Source organism: Nonomuraea fastidiosa (assembly GCF_042751225.1).
In the GTDB taxonomy this organism is placed as follows: Bacteria; Actinomycetota; Actinomycetes; order Streptosporangiales; family Streptosporangiaceae; genus Nonomuraea; species Nonomuraea fastidiosa.
The window spans coordinates 3,606,208-3,627,551 of sequence record NZ_CP170570.1; the positions used below are offsets into that span (position 1 = coordinate 3,606,208).

Sequence of the window (21,344 nt, forward strand, 5' to 3'; positions counted from 1 at the left end):
CTGAGGGCTCGGCGCCGGTCTTCATGTGAGGTCGGCGTCGTGCACCAGGATGGCGGCCTGCACGCGGTCGGCCAGGCCCAGCTTGGCCAGCACGCTGCGGACGTGCGCCTTCACCGTGGCCTCGCTCAGGCGCAGCTCGCGGCCGATCTCCGCGTCGGACAGGCCGCGGGCAGCGCCCTGATCACGTCCTCCTCCCGGCCGGTCAGCGCGGCGAGCCGCCTGCGGGCGATCTCGGCCCGGGAGGGGGTCCGGCGTGCGTAGGAGGCGATGAGGTGCTTGGTGACCGAGGGCGCGAGCATCGCCTGACCGGCCGCCACCGTGCGCACGGCGGCGGCCAGCTCGCGCGGCGGGGTGTCCTTCAGCAGGAACCCGACGGCGCCGAGGCGCAGCGCCTCGTGCACGTACTCGTCCAGATCGAACGTGGTCAGCATGATCAGCTTGGGCGGGTTCGGGGGGCGGCCCTTGCCGCCGTTCGCGCCTGACGTTCGGGGAGCCTCGTTGCGGACCTCCACGCGCAGCTCGTCCTCGCCGTAGCGGATCAGCACGTCGGCGCCGGCCCCGGCCGCGTGCTTGTGCACGTTGGTGAGCGCCTCCTGGATCACCCGGTACGCGGCGCGCTCGACCGTCTCGTGCACCGGCCTCGGCTCGCCCTCCTCGCGCCTGGTGACCGCGATGCCGAGGGCCCTGGACTGGTCGAGCAGCCGGTCGAGGCCGCCGAGCGTGGGCTGGGGCCGCAGGGCGTCGGCGTTCGTGGACTACGCGGTGCTCAGGAAGCCCCTGGGTCTTCCCGCACAACCGCTCGACGGCGCCCGGGCATGGGAGATCACCCGGGCGCACCTGACGGCGTTCGTGGACCGGCACCTGCTGGGCAGGCGTACCCCGGTCGAGGACTATCCGGAGGTCACCGACCACTCCCGTACGAAGCCGCAGAAGAGCCGGTGACGCCGTACCCGGGTCAGAAGGCGCTGATGGTGGCTGGAGCGCGCTCGGCGCGGCTCAGCGCGCGGATGACGGCCGTGGGGCCGTGGCGGTGGACGGCCAGCCTGGCCAGCAGCTCGACCACCGGGTCGATCACCGACGACGGCAGCGCGGGCGTGTCCACGCCGACGCTCGCGGCCAGGTCGTCGCAGTGGACGACCAGCTCCACGAGCCGGGTCAGCAGAAAATCGTCGAGCTTCAGCGACCAGCCGGCCGGGGTGATCACGACCCGGTCGGCCAGCTCGGAGGCCAGCGCGGCGCGCTGCATGTCGAGCAGCGCCTGGCTCCGTTCGAGCAGCAGGGCGGGCCCGGCGGCGGCCGCGGCCTCGCCGCCCCTGCGGATGCTCAGGTTGCTCTCGTGATCGAGCCCCGCCTGGACCCACGGCGAACGCATGTAGTGCTCGAGGAGCGAGATCGGCTCTTGGACGGGGCCGTTCGGTGACAGCGCCTCGCCGACCCTGACGAGCTGGTGCGCGAGGTGTCCTGCGAGCCCCGCGACGCTGAACTCCACCAGCGCGCTCGGCTTGTCCCATGACGCCGCCACGGCCGGGTGGCCGAGGAGCCTCACCGCCGACTCCGCCGCCAGCAGGTAGGACTGCCTGGTCTCGCCCATAGGTCGCTCTCTCCCGGATTCAGGTGGTTGCAGCGTTGACACACACCACTAACAACCGCCCGTCACGTTGCCATCCCGCCCGATGACATCCCCGGGTCAGGCCAGTGCGCGGCCGATGGCCGTCCTGACGAACGCGCGGGCCAGCCGGCCTCTCCTGTACCGGCTGAGCACCGGCCGCTCGGTGCCGTAGCGGCGGGCGCGGATGTCGGCGATCAGCACGCCGGGCGCACCCATCTCGTGCAGCACCTCAAGGGCCTCTCGCTTGGTGATGAGCCGGCCATCCCGCAGGGTGACCGTGGCCCGGGCGACCGTCACCATGCCGAGGTCCACCCATACGTCCTGCAGCCAGCGCCGCCGCCCCTGCGCCCTGACGAGCCAGAAGTCGCGCAGGTCGGAGCGGATGAAACGGGCCAGCTCCTCGTCCGACACCGGCGGCAGCACCTCGGCCGGCGGCGGGCCGTACAGGACCTTGCCGCCCTCGTGCAGCTCGCGCCGCGTCACCGCCGTCACCGGGCGGCGGAAGATGCGCTGGTGCGCCCACGTGATGTGCTCGGCGCTGAGGTCGTCGAGCTCCTGCCTGGCCATGTACGAGCAGTGCAGCCGCTCCGCAAGCGGCAGGCGTAACCGCCGATGCACCGCCTTGATCCGCCGCCAGTGATCCATGGTCGGGGTGGCGTCGAGGACCGCGACCAGGTCGAGGTCGCTGTGTCCCGGCTGGTAGTCGCCGGCCGCGAGCGAGCCGTGGGCCCAGAGCGCGACCAGGGGAACGGCCGGCTCGACACCCTCGAGAAAAACCTTTAGCAGGCGTTCCGTCGCTGCGTCCATGATGGCAACTATGATCGATACCCGGCTGTCTGGAAAGGTCGCGCTGATCACCGGCGCCAATCACGGCATCGGGGCGGCGATCGCCCGCGCGCTGGCGGCGGAGGGCGTCGCGGTCTTCCTGACGTACAAACGGCTGCCGCCGCTCAACGATCCGGTCTACCCCGCGGCCTACGACCAGGCACGCGCCGGCGACGCCTCCGGCGTGGTGGCCCGCATCCGTGAGGCGGGCGGCACGGCCGAGGCGCTGGAGGCCGACCTCGCCGACCCCGAGACGCCCAAGAGGCTGTTCGACGCGGCCGAGAAGGCGTTCGGCCCGGTGGAGATCCTGGTCAACAACGCCAGCGGCTGGCTCAGCGACACCTTCGCCGCCGCCGAGCGCGACTCCTTCGGCCGCTCGCTGCGCCGCGTGGACGCCGAGACCTACGAGCGGCTGTTCGCCATCGACGTACGCGCGCCCGCGCTGCTGATCTCGGAGTTCTCCCGCCGCCACCTGGAGCGCGGCGCGACCTGGGGCCGCATCATCGGCCTCACCTCGGGCGGCCCCGACGGCTTCCCCACCGAGGTCAGCTACGGCGCGGCGAAGGCCGCCCAGGAGAACTACACCATGTCGGCCGCGCGCGAGCTGGGCCGCCACGGCATCACGGCCAACATGGTCCACCCGCCCGTCACCGACACCGGCTGGATCAATGAGAAGGTCGCGATCGCCCAGGCCGCCAACGGCGTGCTGCCCGAGGTGGCGCAGCCGGACGACGTGGCCGAGGTGATCACGTTCCTGGCCTCGCACCAGGGGCGCAGAGTGACGGGGCAGGTCATCAAGATGTACTGAACGGCCGTTCGTTCATGCTTCGACGGCCGTCGAGACATCCGGAGCCTAGGTTCCCTTCCTGAGCCGTTGCCGGTCACCACCGGGTGGGGCCGGTGCACTGAACTGGAGGCTGTGGATGTCCCGTGAGACTCCGACCACCGACGACCGCGATCCGGCGCTGGTCGTCACGTCGATGATCGACCACGTACTCGACCTGGCGGCGACCTGGACACTGTGGGACGGTCGCCCGGTGCGCGTCGATGAGCGGGTCTACACCCCGCACAAGGCGATCCGCCGGGTCACCGACCACCTCATCGATCACCTCGCTGAGGTGGAGGCACGGCTGGCCGGCAACCCCACGATCCCTGATCGCTGGCATGCGTCGGCCAGCACGACTCCTGCTGATCTGGCGCCTTTCACCGACGAAGACCTGAACGAGGCCAGGTGCCGGCTCACCCGGCTCGGCCGGATCTGGGCCGACCGGCTGACCGCGCTCACTCCGGACCAGCTCGACCGCTCGCCCGGTGAGGGCTGGACGTTCCGGCAGATCGCGTTCCACGTGGCCGGCTCGGCCTACTACGCCGACTCCGTCGGAGACCTGTCGAAGGCCGGAGCCGACCGCTGACCTGTCATCGCCTCGCACCAGGGGCGCAGGGTGGCGGGGCAGGTCATCAGGATGTGCCGAAGAGTGCGCTGACCGACTCGCCGTCGTGGATGCGGCGCATGGCTTCGGCCAGTGCGGGTGCGATCGACAGGACGGTCAGCTTGTCGCCGGCCTTGGCGGGCGGGGGCACGGTGTTGGTGCAGACGATCTCCTCGACCTCGGGCAGCGCGCTGAGCCGCTCGATCGCGCCGTCGGCGAACAGGCCGTGGGTGCAGGCCACGCGTACGGATCTGACCTTCTGCTCGCGCAGCCGGTCGAGCAGCTCGATGACCGTGCTGCCCTTGGCGATCTCGTCGTCGAGAATGATCACGTCTTTGCCGGCCACGTCGCCGATCACCGAGCTGATCACCACGCGGTCGTCGGGGAAGCGCTGCTTGGCGCCCATGGCGACGCCGGTGCCGAGCAGACGCGCGAACTGCGCGGCCTCCTTGGCGTTGCCCAGGTCGGGGGAGACGACGACGGTGTCGGACAGGTCGTAGCGGCGGAAGTGCGCGGCCAGCTCGCGCAGCGCGTGAAGGTGGTCGACGGGCACGCTGAAGAAACCGTGAACCTGCGGCGAGTGCAGGGTCATCGCGAGCACCCTGCTCGCGCCCGCGGCCACCATCAGGTCCGCGACCAGGCGGGCGCCGATCGAGATGCGCGGCGCATCCTTCTTGTCACTGCGTGCGTACGCATAGTGAGGGAGCACCACGGTCGTCCGCGCGGCGGAGGCGCCACGGGCGGCGTCGAGCATGAGCAGCAGCTCCACGAGGTGCTCCTGCACCGGTGGGACGAGCGGCTGGATGAGGAACACGTCGCGCTCGCGGCAGTTGGCCTGGAGCTGGACTTCGAGGACGTCGTTGGCGAAGCGGTTGATCCGGACCGGGTGGAGCGGAGTGCCCAGGTGGGCGCATATCTCCTCGGCCAACTCGGGGTGAGCACTGCCACTGAAGACCGTGATGTCTCGCACGTTTCACAGATCGTAGCCACCGGCTGTGACATTCCCCGGCACCGCCCCCGCGCGGGGCGAGCCGTCGGCCCCGGTCAGGCGCTCCACACCTCGGCGTCGGCCAGGAACGCGGTGGCCGAGTCGGCGGCGACCGGCGTGCCGCCGATGGTCACGGTGCCGGTCTCGCACGGCATGAACACGTTGGTGAGCAGATGGGGACGGCCGCCGAGGTCGAACTCCGGCACCCGTACGGCCCGCCGCTCGCGGGGCGGCCCGGGGATCTCGACCGTCACGTCGGCGGCCGTGGCCCGCAGCCCCTTGTCCAGGTCGAGCTCCATGTCGACGGGCGCCTCGGTGAGCTCGGGCGCTGGCCAGGCCAGGCCGCGCACCTCGGGGAAGTGCCGGGTGAAGTCGCCCGCCAGCCACGCACCCAGCTCAAGGTCCTCCGCGACGACCCTGGTCGTGCCGCGGTGCCACAGCACCAGGGCGTTCCCCTTGCCGCGCTCTGACCAGTCGACCCGCCACACGGATGCGAAGGCGACCCGCTCGCCGCCGAGGGACAGGGTGAGGCCGGGGTTGGCCCCGATCAGCCGGACGACCATGCCGATCACCCTATCCGCCCCGCGTCGAGCGCGCGCACGGGTCAGCGCCGCAGCAGTTGAGGGGTGAGGGCGTTGGGCGCAGGCGTGGGTCCGGCGTAGCAGTTGGGGGGTGGGGTGTCGGGTGCAGGCGTGGGTCGGCGCAGTAGTGGGGGTGAGGGTGCCGAGCCACGCACGGGTCAGCGCAGCAGTTCGGGAGTGAGGGCGTCGAGGGAGGGGAGGACGCGCCAGGCGAGGGCGAGCGCGTCTGGGGCGGGCGGGTAGCGGGGGTGCGGGACGGCGATCACGTGCATGCCGGCCGCGTACGCCGAGCGCAGCCCGTTGCTGGAGTCCTCGACCGCCACGCAGCCACGCGGGTCGGCGCCCAGCCGCCGCGCCGCCTCCAGGTACCCGTCGGGGGCGGGCTTGCCCCGCTCGACCTCCTCCGTGGAGACGGTGGCCGCGAAGCACTCCTTCAGCCCGGCAGTGTCGAGCACGACGTCGATCAGCCGCCGCGGCGACGAGCTGGCCAGGCCCAGCGTGACCGTCTCCGACAGGCGGCGGACGGTCTCGACGGCCTTCGGCATGAGCGGCACGCCGTCGCGGTAGCGGGCGGCCATCTCGTCGATCACGCCGCGCGCGATCTCGTCGGGGGTCTGCTGGACGCCCAGCTCGTGCAGGTAGGCCGCCCACTCGCCGGTGCTCATGCCCATGAGCCTGGTCTGCGTGTCGGACTGCCAGGTGCCGCCGTGGCCTGCGACGTACGCCCGCCGCACCTCCTCCCACACCGGCTCGGAGTCCACCAGCACACCGTCGAGATCGAAAACACAGGCTTCCACGCGAACCAGCCAATCACATCCCGGCTTGCCGGAGGTTCATCCTCTTTAGTCCATCTATTGAGCTATATGTCTGATTCATTGGGCATTCGGCTTTCCATGGCAGACCTTCCATTTCACGACCGTGGTGACTTCGAGGATGCCGACCGGGGCTTCATCGCCGCACTCACCCCCGGCGTCATCAAATCCGTGGACGGCGACGTCGTGTGGGACAACGACTCCTACGGTTTCCTCCAGGGAGACTGCCCGAGCACCGCCCATCCCGGCCTGTGGCGGCAGGGCGAACTCTGCTCCCGCCAGGGCCTGTACGAGGTCACAGAAGGCATCTACCAGGTACGCGGTCTCGACCTGTCGAACATGACGCTGGCCGAGGGCGAGCGCGGCGTCGTCGTCATCGACCCGTTGCTGTCCACCGAGTGCGCCGCCGCCGCGCTCAAGCTGTACCGCGCCCACCGGGGCGATCGCCCGGTCACCGGCGTCGTCTACACCCACGCCCACGTGGACCACTTCGGCGGCGTGCGCGGGGTCACGAGCGGCGGCGTGCCGATCCTCGCCCCGGCGGGGTTCATGGAGCACGCGGTCACCGAGAACGTCTACGCGGGCCCCGCCATGGCCCGCCGCGCCGTCTACATGTACGGCCCCGCCCTGCCCCGCTCCCCGGAGGGTCAGATCGGCTCCGGCCTCGGCATGACGGTCTCGACCGGCACGATGTCGCTCATCCCGCCGACGCTGGAGATCACGCGTACCGGCCAGGAGGAGGTCGTGGACGGCGTACGAATGGTCTTCCAGCTCACGCCGGGCGCCGAGGCCCCCGCCGAGATGAACGTGCACTTCCCCGGCCACCGCGCGCTGTGCCTGGCCGAGAACGCCACCCACAACCAGCACAACATCCTGCCGCTGCGCGGCGCGATCGTCCGCGACGCGCGCGCCTGGGCCCGCTACCTCACCGAGGCCATCGCGCTCTTCCTCGACGACACCGACGTGGCCTTCGCCTCGCACCACTGGCCGACCTGGGGCCGCGAGCGCATCGAGCGCTTCCTCACCCAGCAGCGCGACATGTACGCCTACCTGCACGACCAGACCCTGCGCCTGATGAACAAGGGCCTGACGGCGGCCGAGATCGCCGAGGTCATGCAGCTGCCGCCCGAGCTGGAGCAGTCCTGGCACACGCACGGCTTCTACGGCAGCGTCAGCCACAACGTCAAAGCCGTCTACCAGCGCTATCTCGGCTGGTTCGACGGTAACCCGGCCCACCTGTGGGAGCACCCGCCGAAGGAGAGCGCGATCCGGTACGTCGAGTGCCTGGGCGGCGGCGCGGCCGTGGTCGCCTTCGCCCGCCGCTACATCGACGAGAACGACCTGCGCTTCGCCGCCCAGCTCCTCAACCACGCGGTCTTCGCCGACGAGGGCAACAAGGAGGCCCGCGACCTGCTCGCCGAGGTCTACACGCGGCTCGGCCACGGCGCGGAGAACGCCACCTGGCGCAACTGCTACCTCATGGGCGCGCTGGAGCTGGCCGACGGCATCGTCCCCGCCGGGCCGGACCGGCCGTCGCCCGACTTCTTCGCCGCGCTCACCTTGGAGCAGATCTTCGACTCGATCGCCATCAGGGTGGACGGTCCGCGCGCGTGGAACGAGCGGCTGACCATCGACTGGCACCTGACCGACCTGGGGCTGCGGCACCGTACGACGCTGTCGAACGGCGTGCTCGTCCAGCAGCCCGACCCGCGCGACGACGACGCGGCCGACCTGACCCTGCGGCTGACCCGCGCCCAGCTCATCGGCCTGCTGTCGGGCAAGGGCGTGGAGGGCGTCGAGCGTGAGGGCGACATCAACGCGCTGCGCCGGCTGGTCGCCGTGCTCGACCATCCGGTGCCGGACTTCGCCATCGTGACGGCCTGACGTTGCGGCCGGTCCCGCCATCGGCCTAACGCCCGTTCGGCCCAGCCATCGGCCTAACGCCCGTTCGGCCCAGCCATCGGCCTAACGCCCGTTCGGCCCAGCCATCGGCCTAACGCTCGCCGAGCCCGGCCTCGCGCTCGCTCAGCTCGGCGCGGAGCGCCTTGCAGGCGAGCGCGAGCAGCGTCACAAAGGCCGCCGCCACCCACGGCCCGACCAGCAGTGGCAGCGTCAGCTCGCCGGCGTGCCAGGCGGCGGCCAGGATCGCCGCGGAGGTCAGCACCGACACGCCGAACATGGCCGCCCACAGCGGCAGCGCGTGCAGGTACGCGAACAGCAGCGGAAACGCCAGCCACACGAACGCGGGCGCCGCCCAGGCGAGCGCCGCCCACCCCGCGGTCACCAGCCCCAGCCACGCCGCCCTGCCGGCGCCGGGGGCCGCGGGCGCGACGGCGTACAGCAGGCCGAGCAGCACCCCTCCGGACGCGACCGCCGGCCGGTCCTCCTGCCAGGTGCCGGCCACGGCGACCGCCAGCACGCCGAGCCCCGTCGCGTGCACCGCCCAGCTCAGCAGACGGTACGGAATGTCAACATTCACGCACTCAGCGTAACTCCTGGCTCAGTTCCGTACGTGAGTGCGCAGACGAGGCACCGAGGAGAGCGCGAAGTACAGGATCCCGGCCAGCACCAGCGCGATCACGACCCCGATGTTCGCCGAGCCGAACGTGCCGCCCTCCAGCTCGTCGCTCATGAGGAACCCGACGACGTTCGCGATGTACGGGTCCGCCGAGGTGATCAGCCCGATCCCCACGAAGGACGCGACGATCAGCGACAGCAGCCCCGCCCAGTTGAGCGCGGGCGCGCCGGCCCGCAGCAGCCGCTCGTCGTACGAACGGCCGCCGCCGCGCAGCCGCCACATGTCGACCAGGAAGATCGCCGCCCACGAGGCCATCACGACGCCCACGATGGCGAGGAACGCCTGGAAGGTGGCCAGGAAGCTGGTGGAGACGAACAGCAGGTAGTAGCCGCCGAGCACCATGAGCAGCCCGTCGATGAGCACCGCCCAGTGCCGCCTGATGGGCACGCCGAGCGCCAGCATCGACAGCCCGGACGAGTAGATGTCCATGATCGCGCCGGCGAGGAAGCCGCCGATCGCGGTCAGCAGGTACGGCAGCAGGAACCAGGTCGGCAGCGCCGCCGCGAGCGCCGCCACCGGGTTGGCCCCCGCCTCCTCGGCCAGCTTCGGGTCTCCGCCGGCCAGTAGCACGCCGAACACCAGCAGCACCATCGGCGGCAGCGCGCCGCCGAGCGTCGTCCACAGGGTCACCGCGCGCGCGGACGAGGTGGCGGGCAGGTAGCGGGAGTAGTCGGCGCCGCAGTTGACCCAGCCGAGGCCGAGCAGCGTCATGGCGAAGATGACGCCGCCGGCCCAGCCGCCTGGGCCCGCCGTGGTCTCCAGCGAGACGCCGAGGTTGGGGGCCATGAGCACCATGTAGACGACGGTGAGCACGACGAACACGTACGTGAGGTGGCGTTGCACCACCATGATCATCGCGTGGCCGTACACGCCGACCGCGATCACCGCGAGGGCGGCGACGGCGAAGCAGGCGGCGGTGGTGGTCGTGGTGGAGACGCCGGGCGCGAGGCGGCCGGTGATCTCCGCGCCGCTCTGCGCGGAGAGCGTGACCAGCACGATCTCCCAGCCGACGTTCGAGATGTAGGAGAACAGGGTGGGCAGCTTGTTGCCGTGGTAGCCGAACGGCGCCCGTCCGAGCGTCATCGTCGGCACGCCGGAGCGCGCCCCGCCCACCGCGACCAGCCCGACCAGCAGGAACGACAGCACGTACCCCACCGCGCCGGTGATGATCGCGGGCACCACGCCGAGCTGCAGCCCCACGATGTAGACGCCGAACGCCACTCCGAACAGCGACAGGTTCGAGCCCGCCCAGGGCCAGAACAGGTCGCGCGGCCGGCCGCGCCGCTCGTTCTCGGGAACGGCGTTGATGCCGTTCTGCTCGACCGCCATCGTGCTCATGATCGGACGGTACTCGTCGGGAGGTGGTATGGGCAAAGATAAATCCTGTTGAGCGATATCTCCCATTCTTCGGGGAATCATTCAGCTCGGTCCGGCGGAGGGGGTGATCGGCGCGTTCGGCTCCGACGTGCGACGGCGCGCCCTTGCCGTATGCCTGACCTCCGCGTTCATGACGGGGCTCGACGTGAGCATCGTCAACGTGGCGCTGCCGTCGATTCGCCAGGCCCTGCACGCCGGTGACGACGCGCTGCAGTGGACGGTCTCCGGCTACGCGCTCACCTTCGGCCTGCTCCTCATCCCGGCGGGACGGCTCGGTGACGCGAGGAGCCGCCGCACGGTCTTCCTGTGGGGCGTCGCGCTGTTCACGATCTCCAGCGCGTGTTGCGGGCTCGCCTGGCAGATGCCCGTGCTCATCGTGGCGAGGCTCGTCCAGGGCCTCGCGGCCGGTCTGCTGAACCCGCAGGTGTCCGGGCTGATCCAGCAGATGTTCCAGGGCGCGGGACGGGGCCGGGCCTTCGGCGCGCTCGGGGCCACCATCGGCGTCTCCACGGCCGCGGGACCGCTCATCGGCGGCGCGCTGGTGACGGCCTTCGGGCCCGAGCTGGGCTGGCGGTGGGTGTTCCTGGTCAACGTGCCGATCGGGATCGCGCTACTGCCGCTGGCCTGGCGGGTGCTGCCGCGCCCCGAGGTCGTCCGTCGCCGGCGCGAGAGCATGGACCCGGTCGGCGTGCTGCTGCTCGGGCTCGGCGTCGCGGGGCTGCTGGTGCCCGCCATCCAGCGGCACCGGTGGGAGGGGCCCACCACGTGGCTGCTCGTCGTTACCGCGCTGGCCCTGCTCGCCGCGTTCGTGGCCTGGGAACGCCGCTACCCCCGCGAGCCGCTGGTGGACCTGTCGCTCTTCCGCAAGCGGTCGTACCGGCTGGGCACGGCCATCGCGCTGTTCTACTTCGCCGGGTTCACCGGCATCTTCTTCATCTTCACCCTCTACCTCCAGGCGGGACACGGTTACAGCCCGCTGCTGGCCGGCCTTGCGATCACGCCGTTCGCGCTGGGCTCGGCATCGGCCGCCGTGCTCGGCGGTTACCTCGTCTCCCACAAGGGACGGCGGGTGGTGGCCGTCGGGCTGTGCATGGTGCTCGCCGGGCTGCTCGCCACGATGGTCGCCGTCACGCTCGTCCCCGGGCGGCACACCGGCCTCGCGACCGCGCTGCCGCTGCTGCTCGCCGGCCTGGGCAGCGGCCTGACCATCTCGCCCAACCAGGCCATCACGCTCTCGGAGGTGCCGGTGGCGGGCGGCGGCAGCGCCGCGGGAGTGCTGCAGACCGGGCAGCGGCTCGGCTCGGCCATCGGCATCGCGGCGGCGGGCTCCACCTTCTTCGGCTCGCTCGGCGACGGCTGGGCCATCGCGTTCCGCCACGGCCTGATCGTCGTGGCGTCGTCGGTCGGCATCGCGCTGCTCGCCGCGCTGCTCGACCTGATCGGCACCCACCGCGCTCACTGACGGTATTCGTCGGCGCTGCCCGGATCTCCTCATCCACGCAGATGAGACGCCAGGTTAGGGCTAACGTCAACGGAGGGTAAAGTCACTGACAGTGAACGTGGAGGGGTGGGATGGGATGGCGGTTCGGCTGGTTCCGCTGGTTCCGCGCTCGATCCGGATGGGCGCGTTCTCGGTGCGGCTGCTGCCGCGCTCGATCAGGGCGCGGCTGACCACGGTGGCGACGCTGGTCGCGGCCGCCGTCTTCGCCGCAGGGGCCATGCTGACGCTCGCCGCCGTTCCCGGCTCGCCTGCCGACGAGCGCCGGGCGCTGCTGTGGGCGGCCCTGGCCCTGCCGCTCGTGCTGCCCGCCGCCGGGTGGGTCACCTGGAGCGCCGCCAGGTCCGCGCTGCGCCCGATCGAACGCATCCGCGCCGAGCTGGCCGAGATCACCGGTCAGGACCTGAGCCGGCGGGTGACCGTACCGGACGGTCTTGATGAGATCGCCGGGCTGGCGATCACCACCAACCGCACGCTCGACCGGCTCGAACGCTCGGCCGAGACCCAGCGCCGCTTCGTCGCCGACGCCTCCCACGAGCTGCGCAGCCCCATCTCCGCGCTGCGCGCGCAACTGGAGGTGGCCTGCAGCTACCCCGCCGAGACCGACTGGGCGGTCACCTCCGCCCGTGCCCTGGCCGCCGCCGACCGGCTGACCTGCATCATCGACGAGCTGCTCATGCTGGCCAAGCTCGACGCGGGCGCGGTCACGCGGCGGCGCGTGGTGGACATGTGCGGGCTCGCCGAGGAGCAGGTACGCCGCCGCGAGGGCGCCAGGGTGCCCGTGCACCTGCGGCTCGACGGCCCCGCCCCGGTGTTCGGCTCGCCGGTGCAGCTCGACCGCCTGCTGACCAACCTGCTCGACAACGCCACCAGGCACGCCGCCACCCGCATCGACCTGACCGTGGCCGTACGCGGGAACGAGGTGGTGGTGACCGTGACCGACGACGGCGACGGCATCCCGCCGCAGGACAGGGAGCGGGTCTTCGAGCGGTTCACCCGGCTGGAGAGCGCGCGGGCCAAGGACAGCGGCGGCAGCGGGCTCGGCCTGCCGCTGTCCAGGGAGATCGCCGTGGCGCACGGCGGCTCGCTGACCGCCGCCGACCACCGTCCAGGGGCGCGGCTCGTCGCCGTCCTGCCCCTGCACGCGGGCCCGCCCCGCGAGGCGGGCCCGCGCTGAGGTGAGGCGGGCCCGCGCCGATTTGCGGACGGGCCCGTGCTGAGCGCCGCTAGGGCACCACCGTGATGCGGTCGGTGGCCGGAGGCGCGATCGGGTTGTTCTGGCCGAGGTAGTCGACGAAGGCGTCGATGTCCAGCGGCCCGCTCCACAGGTCCGTGCCCTCGGTGAAGCCGAGGAACGCGTCGCCGCCGCCCACGAGGAAGTTGTTCGCGGCGACCCGGATCGTCTGCGTGTCCGTCACCGGCTGGCCGTCGATCTTCATGTCCGACACCTTCGAGCCCCACGGGGCGCTCTGGCTGTAGGTGTAGGTGAAGTTCGACGACGGCTGCAGGATCTTGGTGAACGCCTGGTTGTTGGGCCCGCCGGTGAACTGCTGCTCAAGGATCGTCTTGAGCTGGGCGCCGGTCAGCGTGACGACCTGCATGAGGTTGTTGAACGGCTGCACGGTGAACGCCTCGCCGTACGTCACCACACCGTCGCCCTCGCCGGCCTCCGAGCTCGCGTACGACAGCGGCGCCCGCACACCGCCCGGATTCATCAGCGCGATCTGCGCGTTGCCGCCCTCCTTGGTGGCGGCGAGCTGGGCGTCGGCGATGAGGTTGCCGAGCGGCGTCTCACCGGACGGCGCGGCGGTGTTCGGGATGTCGGCGCTGATCGTGCCGACCGCGCGGTTCGCGACCGGGGCCACGCGGTCCTTCCACGTCTGCACGAACGCCGAGATCTCCGGGTCCGGCGTCACCGTACGCGTCACCACGTGGTTGTCGGCCACGACGGAGGCGCGGTCGATGTCGCGCGTCCGCACGTCCACCTTCATGTCCACCTGCGTGATGACCCGCCCGAACGAGCCGCCCTGCGAGAAGAGCCGGTCCCTGCCCGCCGGGTCCTTCACCTTGCACACGTACGCCTGGTGGGAGTGGCCGCTCAGCACGATGTCGATCTCGGGGTCCACCTGGGTGGCGATGCGGTTGCCCGCGCCGGGGACCGCGCTGCACGCGTCCGGCGACTGGTCCGCCTCCACCTGGTCGCCCTCGTGCACCAGCACGACCTGGGCCTTCACGCCGACCAGTTTGAGCAGCTTGGAGGCGACGTTCGCGGCCTTGACCTCGTCCACGAACTTGAGGTCCTTGATGCCCTCGGTGGTGACGATGTTCGGGGTGGTCTGCGTGACGAGGCCGATGAAGCCGATCGGCACGCCGTTCATGATCTTGATGCTGACCGGCGGCAGCGCGGGCACGCCCCAGTCGGACAGCAGCTTCTTGATCTTGGGGCTGTTCCCGCCGCCGAGCGCGGCCAGCGCGTCGGTCTTCTCGTTCCGGTTCTTGAACAGCACGTTCGCGCCGACGTAGTCGTACGAGGCGCCCTTCCACTTGCCCGCGGGCGAGCAGCCGTCCACCGGGTGGCAGCCGCCCTTCATGATGCGGCGCAGCTCCTGGTAGCCCTCGTCGAACTCGTGGTTGCCGACCGCGGCCACCTTGAGCCCGAGTTTGCCCATGAACTCGACCGACGGCTCGTCGTGGTAGGCCGCCGAGATCAGCGGCGTCGCCCCGATGAGGTCGCCCTGGGCGACGGCGATCGTGTTCTTGTCGCGCAGGGCCTTCATGTGGGTGGCGATGTAGGCCGCGCCGCCGGCCTCGACCGTGTTGCCCTGCTCGTCCACCATGCGCCCTGAGGAGCCGGACGGGGGTTCGAGGTTGCCGTGGAAGTCGTTCAGCGCCAGGAGGCGGACGGGGACCGTCCTGGGCGCCTTGCCGGCGTTCGCCGGGATCGCGGCGGTGAGCACCGCGCCCGAGGCGAGCGCTCCGGCGAGTGCCAGCCGGAGGAGAGAACCAGACGTCATGGCCCAAGACGTTACGGCGGTTGGCTATGCGACCAATGTCGCAAAGGTAACGATTTGCCGGGGTGGTGGATGGCGTTATTTGCCAGTCGGACGCCTAGAGTTCGTTCTGTGAACGTGCGCGTGGAAAACCGGCAACGGCTCTCTGACCAGGAAATCACCGACGTGCTCGGCGTAGTGGAGGCGGCGGCGGAGGCCGACGGCGTCCGCCCGCTCAACGAGCAGGCCATGCTCCAGCTCCGCTACGGCGGCGAACCCGGGGCCAGTCTCCTCCTGCTCTACGCCGGCGACGAGCTCGCCGGATACGCCCACGTCGATCCCGGCGACGAGGGCCCGAGCGCCGAGCTGGTCGTCCACCCCGCACACCGCCGCGAGGGCCACGGCGCCCGGCTGCTGCGCGCCGTCATCGACGCGGCCAGCAGCAGGCCCCGCCTGTGGGCGCACGGCGACCATGCCGGGGTGGCCGCGCTCGCCGCCCGCTTCGGGCTCGAACGCGTCCGCTCGCTCTGGCAGATGCGCCGCCCCCTGGCCGAGCCGCTGCCCGCCGTCCGGCTGCCCGAAGGGGTGAGCCTGCGTACGTTCGTCCCCGGGCAGGACGAGGAGGCGTGGCTCAAGGTCAACGCCGCCGCCTTCGCCCACCACCCCGAGCAGGGCGCGTGGACGATGGACGACCTGCTGCGGCGCGAGCAGGAGCCCTGGTTCGACCCTTCCGGCTTCTTCCTCGCCGTACGGGGTGACCGCGTCGTCGGCTTCCACTGGACGAAGGTGCACGGCGCCTCCGACGAGGCGCTGGGGGAGGTCTACGTCGTCGGCGTCGACCCCTCACAGCAGGGCACCGGTCTCGGCAAGGCGCTCACCCTCGCCGGGCTCGACCACCTGCGCTCGCGCGGCATCGGCCAGGCGATGCTGTACGTGGACGAGGCCAACACGGCGGCTGTCCGGCTGTATCAGGGGCTGGGATTCACCCGGTACGACGTGGACGTGATGTACGCGCCCCCGCAGTGACGTACGGGGGCGCTGCGGGGGATCAGCCTTCCACGACGGCGTGGAGGACGAGGTAGGACAGGGACGCCACGATGGCCGCGGCCGGGATGGTGAGGACCCACGCGGTCACGATGTTGCCCGCGACGCCCCACCGCACGGCGCTGAGCCGCTTGGTGGCGCCCACGCCCATGATCGCCGTAGTGATGGTGTGGGTGGTGGAGATGGGCGCGCCGAACCCGATGGCGGCCCCGTACAGGACGGTCGCCGCCGCCGACTCCGCCGCGAACCCCTGCGGCGGGTCCAGCGCGATGATGCGCCGTCCCAGCGTCCGCATGATGCGCCAGCCGCCCGCGTACGTGCCCAGCGAGATCGCCCCCGCGGCGGCGAGGATGACCCACTGCGGGATCGGATCCGTCGGCTGGGCGAACCCGCCGACCGTGAGCGCCAGGAAGATGACGCCCATGGTCTTCTGCGCGTCCTGCAGGCCGTGGCCCAGCGCCATCGCCGCGGCCGAGACGGTCTGCGCGTACCGGAAGCCCCGGTTGGTCTTCCCGGGCTGGCTGTTGCGGAAGATCCAGTAGATTGCGATCATGATCGCGGCGGCCAGGGTGAACCCGATCACCGGCGACAGCACCATCGGGATGACGACCTTCTCGACGACGCCGTCCCAGTGCACGACGCTGCTGGAGGCCAGCGCCGAGCCCACCAAACCGCCGATGAGGGCGTGACTGGAGGAGGACGGCAGGCCGAAATACCAGGTGATGAGGTTCCAGACGATCGCGCCTATCAGCGCGGCCGTCACGATGACCAGGCCGTGTGAGCCGTCGGGCGCGTCGATGATGCCCTTGCCGACGGTCTGGGCCACCTGAGTGCCGAGGTGGGCGCCGATGAAGTTCATCGCCGCCGCCATGAACAGCGCGGCCCTGGGGGTCAGGGCCCGGGTCGAGACGGAGGTCGCGATCGCGTTAGCCGCGTCGTGGAAGCCGTTGGTGTAGTCGAAGGCCAACGCGATGACGACCACGCCGATGACGAGGCCAAGCGTAAGGTCCACTGCCGGGCCTAGCTTTCCTTGACCGCGATCGACTCGACGGTGTTGGCCACGTGCTCGAAGGCGTCGGCGGCCTCCTCCAAGGCGTCGACGACCTCCTTCATCTTCATCACGGTCAGGGCGTCGTACTCGCCGCTGAACAGCTTGGCCAGCAACCTCCGGTAGACCTGGTCACCCTGGTTCTCCAGGCGGTTGACCTCGATCCAGTACTCGTTGAGGTTCTTCATCGAGCGCAGGCGCGGCATGGCCTCCGCCGTCAGCTCGGCCGCCCGCTCCAGCACCTCGACCTGGCGTACGACGTCCTTGGGGAGGTGGTCGAGCTGGTACAGCACGATGAGGTCGGAGGCCGCTTCCATGGCGTCCATCACGTCGTCGAGGTTCGAGGCCAGCCGGTAGATGTCCTCGCGGTCGAACGGAGTGATGAAGCTCTCGTTGAGCCGGTTCATGATCGCGTGGGTGCGTTCGTCACCGGCGTGCTCGCAGGCGCGCATCTTCTCGGCCAGGGCCTCCCTGTCCGAGCCATCGCTGATGATCTCCACCAGCAGACGGGATGCCGTGACCAGGTTGTTCGCCGAGTCGGCGAACAGGTCGTAGTAGCTGTCCTCACGTGGCGTGAGACGCAGGCGCACGTCGTTCTCCAGATGTGCGGGGATGGTCCGTGGAAGAGTATGGCTTACCAGGCGAAATGCGAACTTCATGTCCCCTTCGCCTAATGGCTACCCGCTGTTCGTATGCCGACACCGGCGAAGCCGCTGGTTGTGGGGGCATTCGTGCAGCTCGGACCGGCGTGGCAACCGCTCAGAACGCCTTCATGATGGCCGCTCGACCCGTCCCGTTCACCTACCTGTTCCTTAGATGTTCATCTGTTGTTCACCTAAGTTCAGATCTTGGTGCGGTGAAAGTTCTGGAATGACCGTGATGGGGTCGGGCCCCGCTGGCCCTGGTAGCGGGATCCGTACTTGCTCGATCCGTACGGATACTCCGCCGGCGAGCTCAGCCGGAACACGCACAACTGCCCGATCTTCATGCCCGGCCACAACTTGATCGGCAACGTCGCCACGTTCGACAGCTCCAGCGTCACATGCCCGCTGAACCCCGGATCGATGAACCCCGCCGTCGAATGCGTCAGCAACCCCAGCCGGCCCAGCGAACTCTTCCCCTCCAGCCGCGACGCCAGGTCGTCCGGCAGCGTGACAACCTCGTACGTGGAGGCGAGCACGAACTCCCCGGGATGGAGGATGAACGGCTCGTCCCCCTTGGGCTCCACCATCCGCGTCAGATCCGGCTGCTCGACCGAAGGATCGATGTGCGGATAGCGATGGTTCTCGAACACCCGGAAGAAACGGTCAAGCCGGACATCGATGCTCGACGGCTGTAGCATCTCCGGATCGAACGGATCCAGCGACAACCGCCCGGCCTCGATCTCCGCCAGGATGTCACGGTCAGATAGCAGCACGGTGAGCAACTTACCGGTCCAGGATGGAAGTCCGGGCTCGGGGATTGCTGTTGTGGCCCAAGTTTCCGCTAGAGTAGGGGCGCGACCTTCGGTCGTACGCGGGTGTAGTTCAATGGCAGAACATCAGCTTCCCAAGCTGACAGCGCGGGTTCGATTCCCGTCACCCGCTCTCAGCATGAAAGCCCAGGTGGGCCGGTGACTCCGGCACCTGGGCTTTCATCTTGTCCGGGCTTGTTGATCTCCGCGTGCCATTAGCGTGCCATTAGGGCTGGCGATCATCCGGTGGGGACGAGGACGCCAGGCGGGTCGTTCTCGCCGCCGTCCCGTGCCCGTTCGTGGCCCTTTAGGCGCTTGTCGATCGCCTCGGTGATCAGCTTGTCGGCTCCCCGTACGGCGTGCTGATAGATCATCGCGGCCCGGACGTTGTCGTGCCCCATCCGTGCCATGAGGTCCTTGAGGCCCGCGCCCGAGTCCGCCGCGATCATGTTCCCTGTGTGGCGAAGATCATGAGATGGAGACCGGGCAAGCCCATCTCCTTGACCACGTCCACCCAGCGCGTACGGGTGTTGAAGCCGCTGCGCCGCAGCGGGCCGCCCTTGGCGCCAGGAACAGGAGTGCCCCCGGATCGTCCTGCACGTGAGTAGCAAGGTGCTCGCGCAGCGTGGGGACGATCGTTTGCGGGAGGCCCACGGTCCGCCGCCGGTCCTGGACTGGGGCGGCCCGAGAAACAACCCCCCGGTGGAGCGTTCGACGTAAGCCGCCCGAACACGCACGGTCCCGGCGTCCAGGTCGAGGTCACTACGGCGAAGGGCGGTCACCTCACCCAACCGCAGATTGGCGACGGTCGCCGGCAGCATCAGCGATCGGAACCGCCGGTCATGCGAGATACGGCGTGATGTGCTTCTCGGGCAGCCGGCGGCAGAGATCGATCGGCCCGCGTCTCTTCGGGTGGGACGATGGCGGACTGATCGTCCTGTTATCAGAGGCTGGTGATCACTGGCGGGGACGAGCACGCCAGGCGGGTCGTTCTCGTAGCCGTACCATGCCTGTTCGCGCGCGACGAGGCGCTCGTCGATCGCCTCGGTGATCAACTTGTCGGCTTTCCGTACGGCATGGCTGACGGGAACTCGCGGTGGCGGCGGGGAACGCGAATGAGTGGAAGCTCTCTGAGCGGGAGCAGGTAACGGCAGGCAGCGCATCGAGGCGGAATCGGATACGGCCTGCTGAAACGCTGAGGTTGCCATCGCAGGTCACCCGTCAAGGGCCTGCGGAAAAGCCGGGAGGTTCTCCCCTCGGGAGCGGTGCGTAGGCCGCCAGCGGTGCCGGGTCGTGGTCCTGCCGTGCCCGGTGGTTGTTCCGTGCCACTTTCCGGCGCCTCGCCGCAGCGTTCACCAGCAGCGGGTGTCCCAGAAAGCGCCGCCGTGGCCGTTGTCCTGGATTTCGACGATGTGTGTCATGCGGTCGCCGTCGTCGTCCCAGGAGGATGATGACTGCGGCTGTGTCCACACTCGTATTTCGGTAGGTTCAAGGGTGTGCGGGGGCCGGGCCGGGTACGCCTTGCTTCCCGTACGGTCCGGTGCAGGGAGAGAGCGTGGACGACGAATCACCGCGGATGGCATTGTCGGCGACGGTGCTGGGTGCGCCGGACGCCCGCGCGCTGGCGGCCTTCTACCAGCGGCTGCTCGGCTGGACGGTGACGCACGACGAGCCCGACTGGGTGATGCTGCGCCCGCCCGGTGGAGGGGCCGGGCTGTCGTTCCAGACCGAACCGCATCATGTCAGGCCGGCCTGGCCCGCCGGGCCCGGGGATCAGCAGATGATGATGCACCTGGACATCGAGGTGGACGATCTGGACGCCGCCGGAGCGCATGCGGTCGCGGCAGGGGCGACGCTCGCGGGCCACCAGCCCCAGGAACATGTGCGGGTTTACTTCGATCCCGCCGGACACCCGTTCTGCCTTTTCATGCGCTGAGCCGGGGTTTTTCTCGCCGGTTCATGCGGGCGTGTCATCGGAGCCTTTCTGCCGGCGGCGATTCGACGAGCTCCATTCGCCCGTTTACGACGACAAGTGGGGCGCCGCCATCGACCCTACCCACCGCGCCTGCGTGGAAGAGCGTTTGAGCACCAGAACGGGTGAGGTTCTCGACGCGGCCTGCGGAACGGGGAAATACTGGTCGCTCATCATTCGAGCTTGACGCGGGCGTGCAGGTGCATGTCGTGCCGGCCGTCGTCGTGGACGGCGGCGCTCCGCTTCGTTCCCTCCAGAAGGTAGCCGCACTTCGTGGCGACCCTGCAGGATGCCGTGTTGCGCGTCGAGTGCTCCAGCTCCAGCCGGTGGAAGCCGATCTCGCCGAGAGCCCACGCGGTCAGCGCTGTGAGAGCGCGGGTGGCAACGCCGGCGTCCCGGGCTGAAGGAAGCACCCAGTACGAGACCTCCGCCACGCCGTCGTCGAAGTCGATGTCGCGCAGCGCGATCCGGCCGAGCACCTCGCCGCCGTCGCCGGTGATCGCCCAGGAGCCGCCCTGCTCTCGCAGCCACTCCTGGCGGTAGGTGTCGAACCACTCCAGGACCTGGTCGAGGGTCGATGGACGGCGTGTGTGCCAGCGCCTGATCTCCTCGTCCTGGTACGCGGCCAGGAACGCCGCCGCGTCCGTCCGTTCCCAGGGGCGCAGCAGCAGGCCCCCGGATGCGGCCAGCACGGGCTGCGGGGAGCGGGACAGAGTGCCGGGAGGAATGACGGGCGGTGTCGAGAGGACGCGAGGCACGTGCCATGATCGCCCAACGGCGCCCGCGCGCGTCAAGCGCTGGGTTTTATTCGATGGGCGGACGGTACCCGTCCGTGGTCCAATGCGATCTCGTGATGCAGCAGCTGTTGCGCTACCGCTCCGCCACAGCGGGTCCACGCCGTTCCTGCTGCTCGCGGTGGCCGCGCAGGTCGCGGCCGGTCTGGCGCTCACGCTGCTGATCGGTGAGCTGGTCGGCGCGGTCGCCCCGACGGTGGAGCAGGGGCCGTCCGGCGGGTTCCTCGTCCTGTGCGGGGCGCTCATCGCCGTCTTCGCCCTCGACCGGGCCATGCCGCTGGTCACAGAGCTGACGACGCGGCGGATCGTCTACGACCTCGAACCGCTGACGCATGGGCGTATCGC

Annotated in this window: 24 protein-coding genes and 1 tRNA gene; 9 read left to right on the forward strand and 16 right to left on the reverse strand. The window is 70.2% G+C overall.

Annotated elements, in window-relative coordinates:
- Nucleotides 1-21: 21 nt before the first annotated feature.
- Nucleotides 22-114 (reverse strand): hypothetical protein, encoded by a 93-nt coding sequence (locus ACFMQL_RS16575; RefSeq protein ID WP_378786030.1) that lies wholly within the window; start codon nucleotides 112-114, stop codon nucleotides 22-24.
- 11 nt (nucleotides 115-125) lie between these two features.
- Nucleotides 126-635, reverse strand: a complete 510-nt coding sequence (locus tag ACFMQL_RS16580; protein WP_378786031.1) for a DNA-binding response regulator — start codon at nucleotides 633-635, stop codon at nucleotides 126-128.
- A gap of 37 nt (nucleotides 636-672) precedes the next feature.
- Between ACFMQL_RS16580 and ACFMQL_RS16585 the strand changes: the two genes are divergently transcribed.
- Nucleotides 673-942, forward strand: coding sequence for a hypothetical protein (locus tag ACFMQL_RS16585; RefSeq protein ID WP_378786032.1), 270 nt, complete (start codon nucleotides 673-675; stop codon nucleotides 940-942).
- Nucleotides 943-955: 13 nt separating this feature from the next.
- Here the strand turns inward: ACFMQL_RS16585 and ACFMQL_RS16590 are convergent, their stop codons facing one another.
- Both ACFMQL_RS16590 and ACFMQL_RS16595 read right to left on the reverse strand, forming a co-directional pair.
- Nucleotides 956-1,591 (reverse strand): maleylpyruvate isomerase N-terminal domain-containing protein, encoded by a 636-nt coding sequence (locus tag ACFMQL_RS16590; RefSeq protein ID WP_378786033.1) that lies wholly within the window; start codon nucleotides 1,589-1,591, stop codon nucleotides 956-958.
- A 96-nt stretch (nucleotides 1,592-1,687) separates the two neighbouring features.
- Entirely contained in the window at nucleotides 1,688-2,416 is a 729-nt protein-coding gene (locus ACFMQL_RS16595) for a nucleotidyltransferase domain-containing protein (protein WP_378786034.1), read from the reverse strand.
- A gap of 10 nt (nucleotides 2,417-2,426) precedes the next feature.
- Between ACFMQL_RS16595 and ACFMQL_RS16600 the strand changes: the two genes are divergently transcribed.
- Nucleotides 2,427-3,242, forward strand: a complete 816-nt coding sequence (locus ACFMQL_RS16600) for an SDR family oxidoreductase (protein ID WP_364062788.1) — start codon at nucleotides 2,427-2,429, stop codon at nucleotides 3,240-3,242.
- Nucleotides 3,243-3,357: 115 nt separating this feature from the next.
- Nucleotides 3,358-3,846, forward strand: a complete 489-nt coding sequence (locus ACFMQL_RS16605; RefSeq protein ID WP_378786035.1) for a hypothetical protein — start codon at nucleotides 3,358-3,360, stop codon at nucleotides 3,844-3,846.
- A 46-nt stretch (nucleotides 3,847-3,892) separates the two neighbouring features.
- Here the strand turns inward: ACFMQL_RS16605 and ACFMQL_RS16610 are convergent, their stop codons facing one another.
- The 3 genes from ACFMQL_RS16610 to ACFMQL_RS16620 form a co-directional block, all read right to left on the reverse strand.
- The gene (locus ACFMQL_RS16610; RefSeq protein WP_364062794.1) at nucleotides 3,893-4,834 is read right to left on the reverse strand and encodes a ribose-phosphate pyrophosphokinase; all 942 of its coding nucleotides are present in this window, start codon (nucleotides 4,832-4,834) and stop codon (nucleotides 3,893-3,895) included.
- Between the two features lie 74 nt (nucleotides 4,835-4,908).
- Complete coding sequence (locus ACFMQL_RS16615; protein ID WP_364062797.1) at nucleotides 4,909-5,415, reverse strand: hypothetical protein; 507 nt, start codon at nucleotides 5,413-5,415, stop codon at nucleotides 4,909-4,911.
- A 176-nt stretch (nucleotides 5,416-5,591) separates the two neighbouring features.
- Complete coding sequence (locus ACFMQL_RS16620; RefSeq protein WP_364062800.1) at nucleotides 5,592-6,230, reverse strand: HAD family phosphatase; 639 nt, start codon at nucleotides 6,228-6,230, stop codon at nucleotides 5,592-5,594.
- Nucleotides 6,231-6,326: 96 nt separating this feature from the next.
- On the opposite strand from ACFMQL_RS16620, the gene ACFMQL_RS16625 reads away from it, so the two are divergent.
- Nucleotides 6,327-8,129 carry an alkyl/aryl-sulfatase gene (locus ACFMQL_RS16625; protein WP_378786036.1) on the forward strand — a complete coding sequence of 601 codons (1,803 nt, stop codon included), beginning with the start codon at nucleotides 6,327-6,329 and terminating at the stop codon, nucleotides 8,127-8,129.
- Between the two features lie 109 nt (nucleotides 8,130-8,238).
- On the opposite strand, the gene ACFMQL_RS16630 is transcribed toward ACFMQL_RS16625, so the two are convergent.
- A complete protein-coding gene (locus tag ACFMQL_RS16630; protein ID WP_378786037.1) occupies nucleotides 8,239-8,724 on the reverse strand; it encodes a hypothetical protein in 486 nt (161 codons plus the stop codon).
- Between the two features lie 21 nt (nucleotides 8,725-8,745).
- A complete protein-coding gene (locus tag ACFMQL_RS16635) occupies nucleotides 8,746-10,161 on the reverse strand; it encodes a purine-cytosine permease family protein (RefSeq protein ID WP_378786038.1) in 1,416 nt (471 codons plus the stop codon).
- Nucleotides 10,162-10,330: 169 nt separating this feature from the next.
- Here ACFMQL_RS16635 and ACFMQL_RS16640 point away from each other — a divergent pair, with 169 nt between their 5' ends.
- Both ACFMQL_RS16640 and ACFMQL_RS16645 read left to right on the forward strand, forming a co-directional pair.
- Nucleotides 10,331-11,662 (forward strand): MFS transporter, encoded by a 1,332-nt coding sequence (locus tag ACFMQL_RS16640; RefSeq protein ID WP_378786039.1) that lies wholly within the window; start codon nucleotides 10,331-10,333, stop codon nucleotides 11,660-11,662.
- 115 nt (nucleotides 11,663-11,777) lie between these two features.
- Nucleotides 11,778-12,875, forward strand: a complete 1,098-nt coding sequence (locus tag ACFMQL_RS16645) for a sensor histidine kinase (protein ID WP_378786040.1) — start codon at nucleotides 11,778-11,780, stop codon at nucleotides 12,873-12,875.
- A gap of 49 nt (nucleotides 12,876-12,924) precedes the next feature.
- On the opposite strand, the gene ACFMQL_RS16650 is transcribed toward ACFMQL_RS16645, so the two are convergent.
- Nucleotides 12,925-14,712, reverse strand: coding sequence for a bifunctional metallophosphatase/5'-nucleotidase (locus ACFMQL_RS16650; RefSeq protein WP_364062818.1), 1,788 nt, complete (start codon nucleotides 14,710-14,712; stop codon nucleotides 12,925-12,927).
- A 108-nt stretch (nucleotides 14,713-14,820) separates the two neighbouring features.
- Here ACFMQL_RS16650 and mshD point away from each other — a divergent pair, with 108 nt between their 5' ends.
- The gene (mshD, locus tag ACFMQL_RS16655; RefSeq protein ID WP_378786041.1) at nucleotides 14,821-15,714 is read left to right on the forward strand and encodes a mycothiol synthase; all 894 of its coding nucleotides are present in this window, start codon (nucleotides 14,821-14,823) and stop codon (nucleotides 15,712-15,714) included.
- Nucleotides 15,715-15,736: 22 nt separating this feature from the next.
- Here the strand turns inward: mshD and ACFMQL_RS16660 are convergent, their stop codons facing one another.
- The 3 genes from ACFMQL_RS16660 to dcd all read right to left on the reverse strand — a co-directional run bounded on the left by ACFMQL_RS16660 (nucleotide 15,737) and on the right by dcd (nucleotide 18,197).
- Complete coding sequence (locus tag ACFMQL_RS16660) at nucleotides 15,737-16,744, reverse strand: inorganic phosphate transporter (protein ID WP_364062824.1); 1,008 nt, start codon at nucleotides 16,742-16,744, stop codon at nucleotides 15,737-15,739.
- Between the two features lie 8 nt (nucleotides 16,745-16,752).
- On the reverse strand, nucleotides 16,753-17,370 hold the full coding sequence (locus ACFMQL_RS16665; RefSeq protein ID WP_043625094.1) for a DUF47 domain-containing protein: 618 nt from the start codon (nucleotides 17,368-17,370) through the stop codon (nucleotides 16,753-16,755).
- A 251-nt stretch (nucleotides 17,371-17,621) separates the two neighbouring features.
- Nucleotides 17,622-18,197 (reverse strand): dCTP deaminase, encoded by a 576-nt coding sequence (gene dcd, locus ACFMQL_RS16670; RefSeq protein ID WP_364062827.1) that lies wholly within the window; start codon nucleotides 18,195-18,197, stop codon nucleotides 17,622-17,624.
- Nucleotides 18,198-18,295: 98 nt separating this feature from the next.
- On the opposite strand from dcd, the gene ACFMQL_RS16675 reads away from it, so the two are divergent.
- Nucleotides 18,296-18,366 (forward strand) — tRNA-Gly (locus tag ACFMQL_RS16675).
- A gap of 106 nt (nucleotides 18,367-18,472) precedes the next feature.
- Here ACFMQL_RS16675 and ACFMQL_RS16680 read toward each other — a convergent pair.
- On the reverse strand, nucleotides 18,473-18,682 hold the full coding sequence (locus tag ACFMQL_RS16680; protein ID WP_364062830.1) for a hypothetical protein: 210 nt from the start codon (nucleotides 18,680-18,682) through the stop codon (nucleotides 18,473-18,475).
- 1,106 nt (nucleotides 18,683-19,788) lie between these two features.
- Here ACFMQL_RS16680 and ACFMQL_RS16685 point away from each other — a divergent pair.
- Complete coding sequence (locus tag ACFMQL_RS16685; protein ID WP_364062833.1) at nucleotides 19,789-20,169, forward strand: VOC family protein; 381 nt, start codon at nucleotides 19,789-19,791, stop codon at nucleotides 20,167-20,169.
- Nucleotides 20,170-20,378: 209 nt separating this feature from the next.
- On the opposite strand, the gene ACFMQL_RS16690 is transcribed toward ACFMQL_RS16685, so the two are convergent.
- Entirely contained in the window at nucleotides 20,379-20,897 is a 519-nt protein-coding gene (locus ACFMQL_RS16690; RefSeq protein WP_378786042.1) for a GNAT family N-acetyltransferase, read from the reverse strand.
- Nucleotides 20,898-21,075: 178 nt separating this feature from the next.
- Nucleotides 21,076-21,333 carry a hypothetical protein gene (locus ACFMQL_RS16695; RefSeq protein WP_378786043.1) on the reverse strand — a complete coding sequence of 86 codons (258 nt, stop codon included), beginning with the start codon at nucleotides 21,331-21,333 and terminating at the stop codon, nucleotides 21,076-21,078.
- Nucleotides 21,334-21,344 lie beyond the last annotated feature (11 nt).

What these genes read in the sequence shown, in the direction of transcription:
- ACFMQL_RS16585 (WP_378786032.1), top strand. Translation starts at nt 673, where the DNA reads ATGCCGAGGGCCCTGGACTGGTCGAGCAGCCGGTCGAGGCCGCCGAGC.
- ACFMQL_RS16590 (WP_378786033.1), bottom strand. Translation starts at nt 1,591, where the DNA reads ATGGGCGAGACCAGGCAGTCCTACCTGCTGGCGGCGGAGTCGGCGGTG.
- ACFMQL_RS16595 (WP_378786034.1), bottom strand. Translation starts at nt 2,416, where the DNA reads ATGGACGCAGCGACGGAACGCCTGCTAAAGGTTTTTCTCGAGGGTGTC.
- ACFMQL_RS16600 (WP_364062788.1), top strand. Translation starts at nt 2,427, where the DNA reads ATGATCGATACCCGGCTGTCTGGAAAGGTCGCGCTGATCACCGGCGCC.
- ACFMQL_RS16605 (WP_378786035.1), top strand. Translation starts at nt 3,358, where the DNA reads ATGTCCCGTGAGACTCCGACCACCGACGACCGCGATCCGGCGCTGGTC.
- ACFMQL_RS16615 (WP_364062797.1), bottom strand. Translation starts at nt 5,415, where the DNA reads ATGGTCGTCCGGCTGATCGGGGCCAACCCCGGCCTCACCCTGTCCCTC.
- ACFMQL_RS16625 (WP_378786036.1), top strand. Translation starts at nt 6,327, where the DNA reads ATGGCAGACCTTCCATTTCACGACCGTGGTGACTTCGAGGATGCCGAC.
- ACFMQL_RS16635 (WP_378786038.1), bottom strand. Translation starts at nt 10,161, where the DNA reads ATGAGCACGATGGCGGTCGAGCAGAACGGCATCAACGCCGTTCCCGAG.
- ACFMQL_RS16640 (WP_378786039.1), top strand. Translation starts at nt 10,331, where the DNA reads ATGACGGGGCTCGACGTGAGCATCGTCAACGTGGCGCTGCCGTCGATT.
- ACFMQL_RS16645 (WP_378786040.1), top strand. Translation starts at nt 11,778, where the DNA reads ATGGCGGTTCGGCTGGTTCCGCTGGTTCCGCGCTCGATCCGGATGGGC.
- ACFMQL_RS16650 (WP_364062818.1), bottom strand. Translation starts at nt 14,712, where the DNA reads ATGACGTCTGGTTCTCTCCTCCGGCTGGCACTCGCCGGAGCGCTCGCC.
- ACFMQL_RS16680 (WP_364062830.1), bottom strand. Translation starts at nt 18,682, where the DNA reads ATGATCGCGGCGGACTCGGGCGCGGGCCTCAAGGACCTCATGGCACGG.
- ACFMQL_RS16695 (WP_378786043.1), bottom strand. Translation starts at nt 21,333, where the DNA reads ATGCGTCAGCGGTTCGAGGTCGTAGACGATCCGCCGCGTCGTCAGCTC.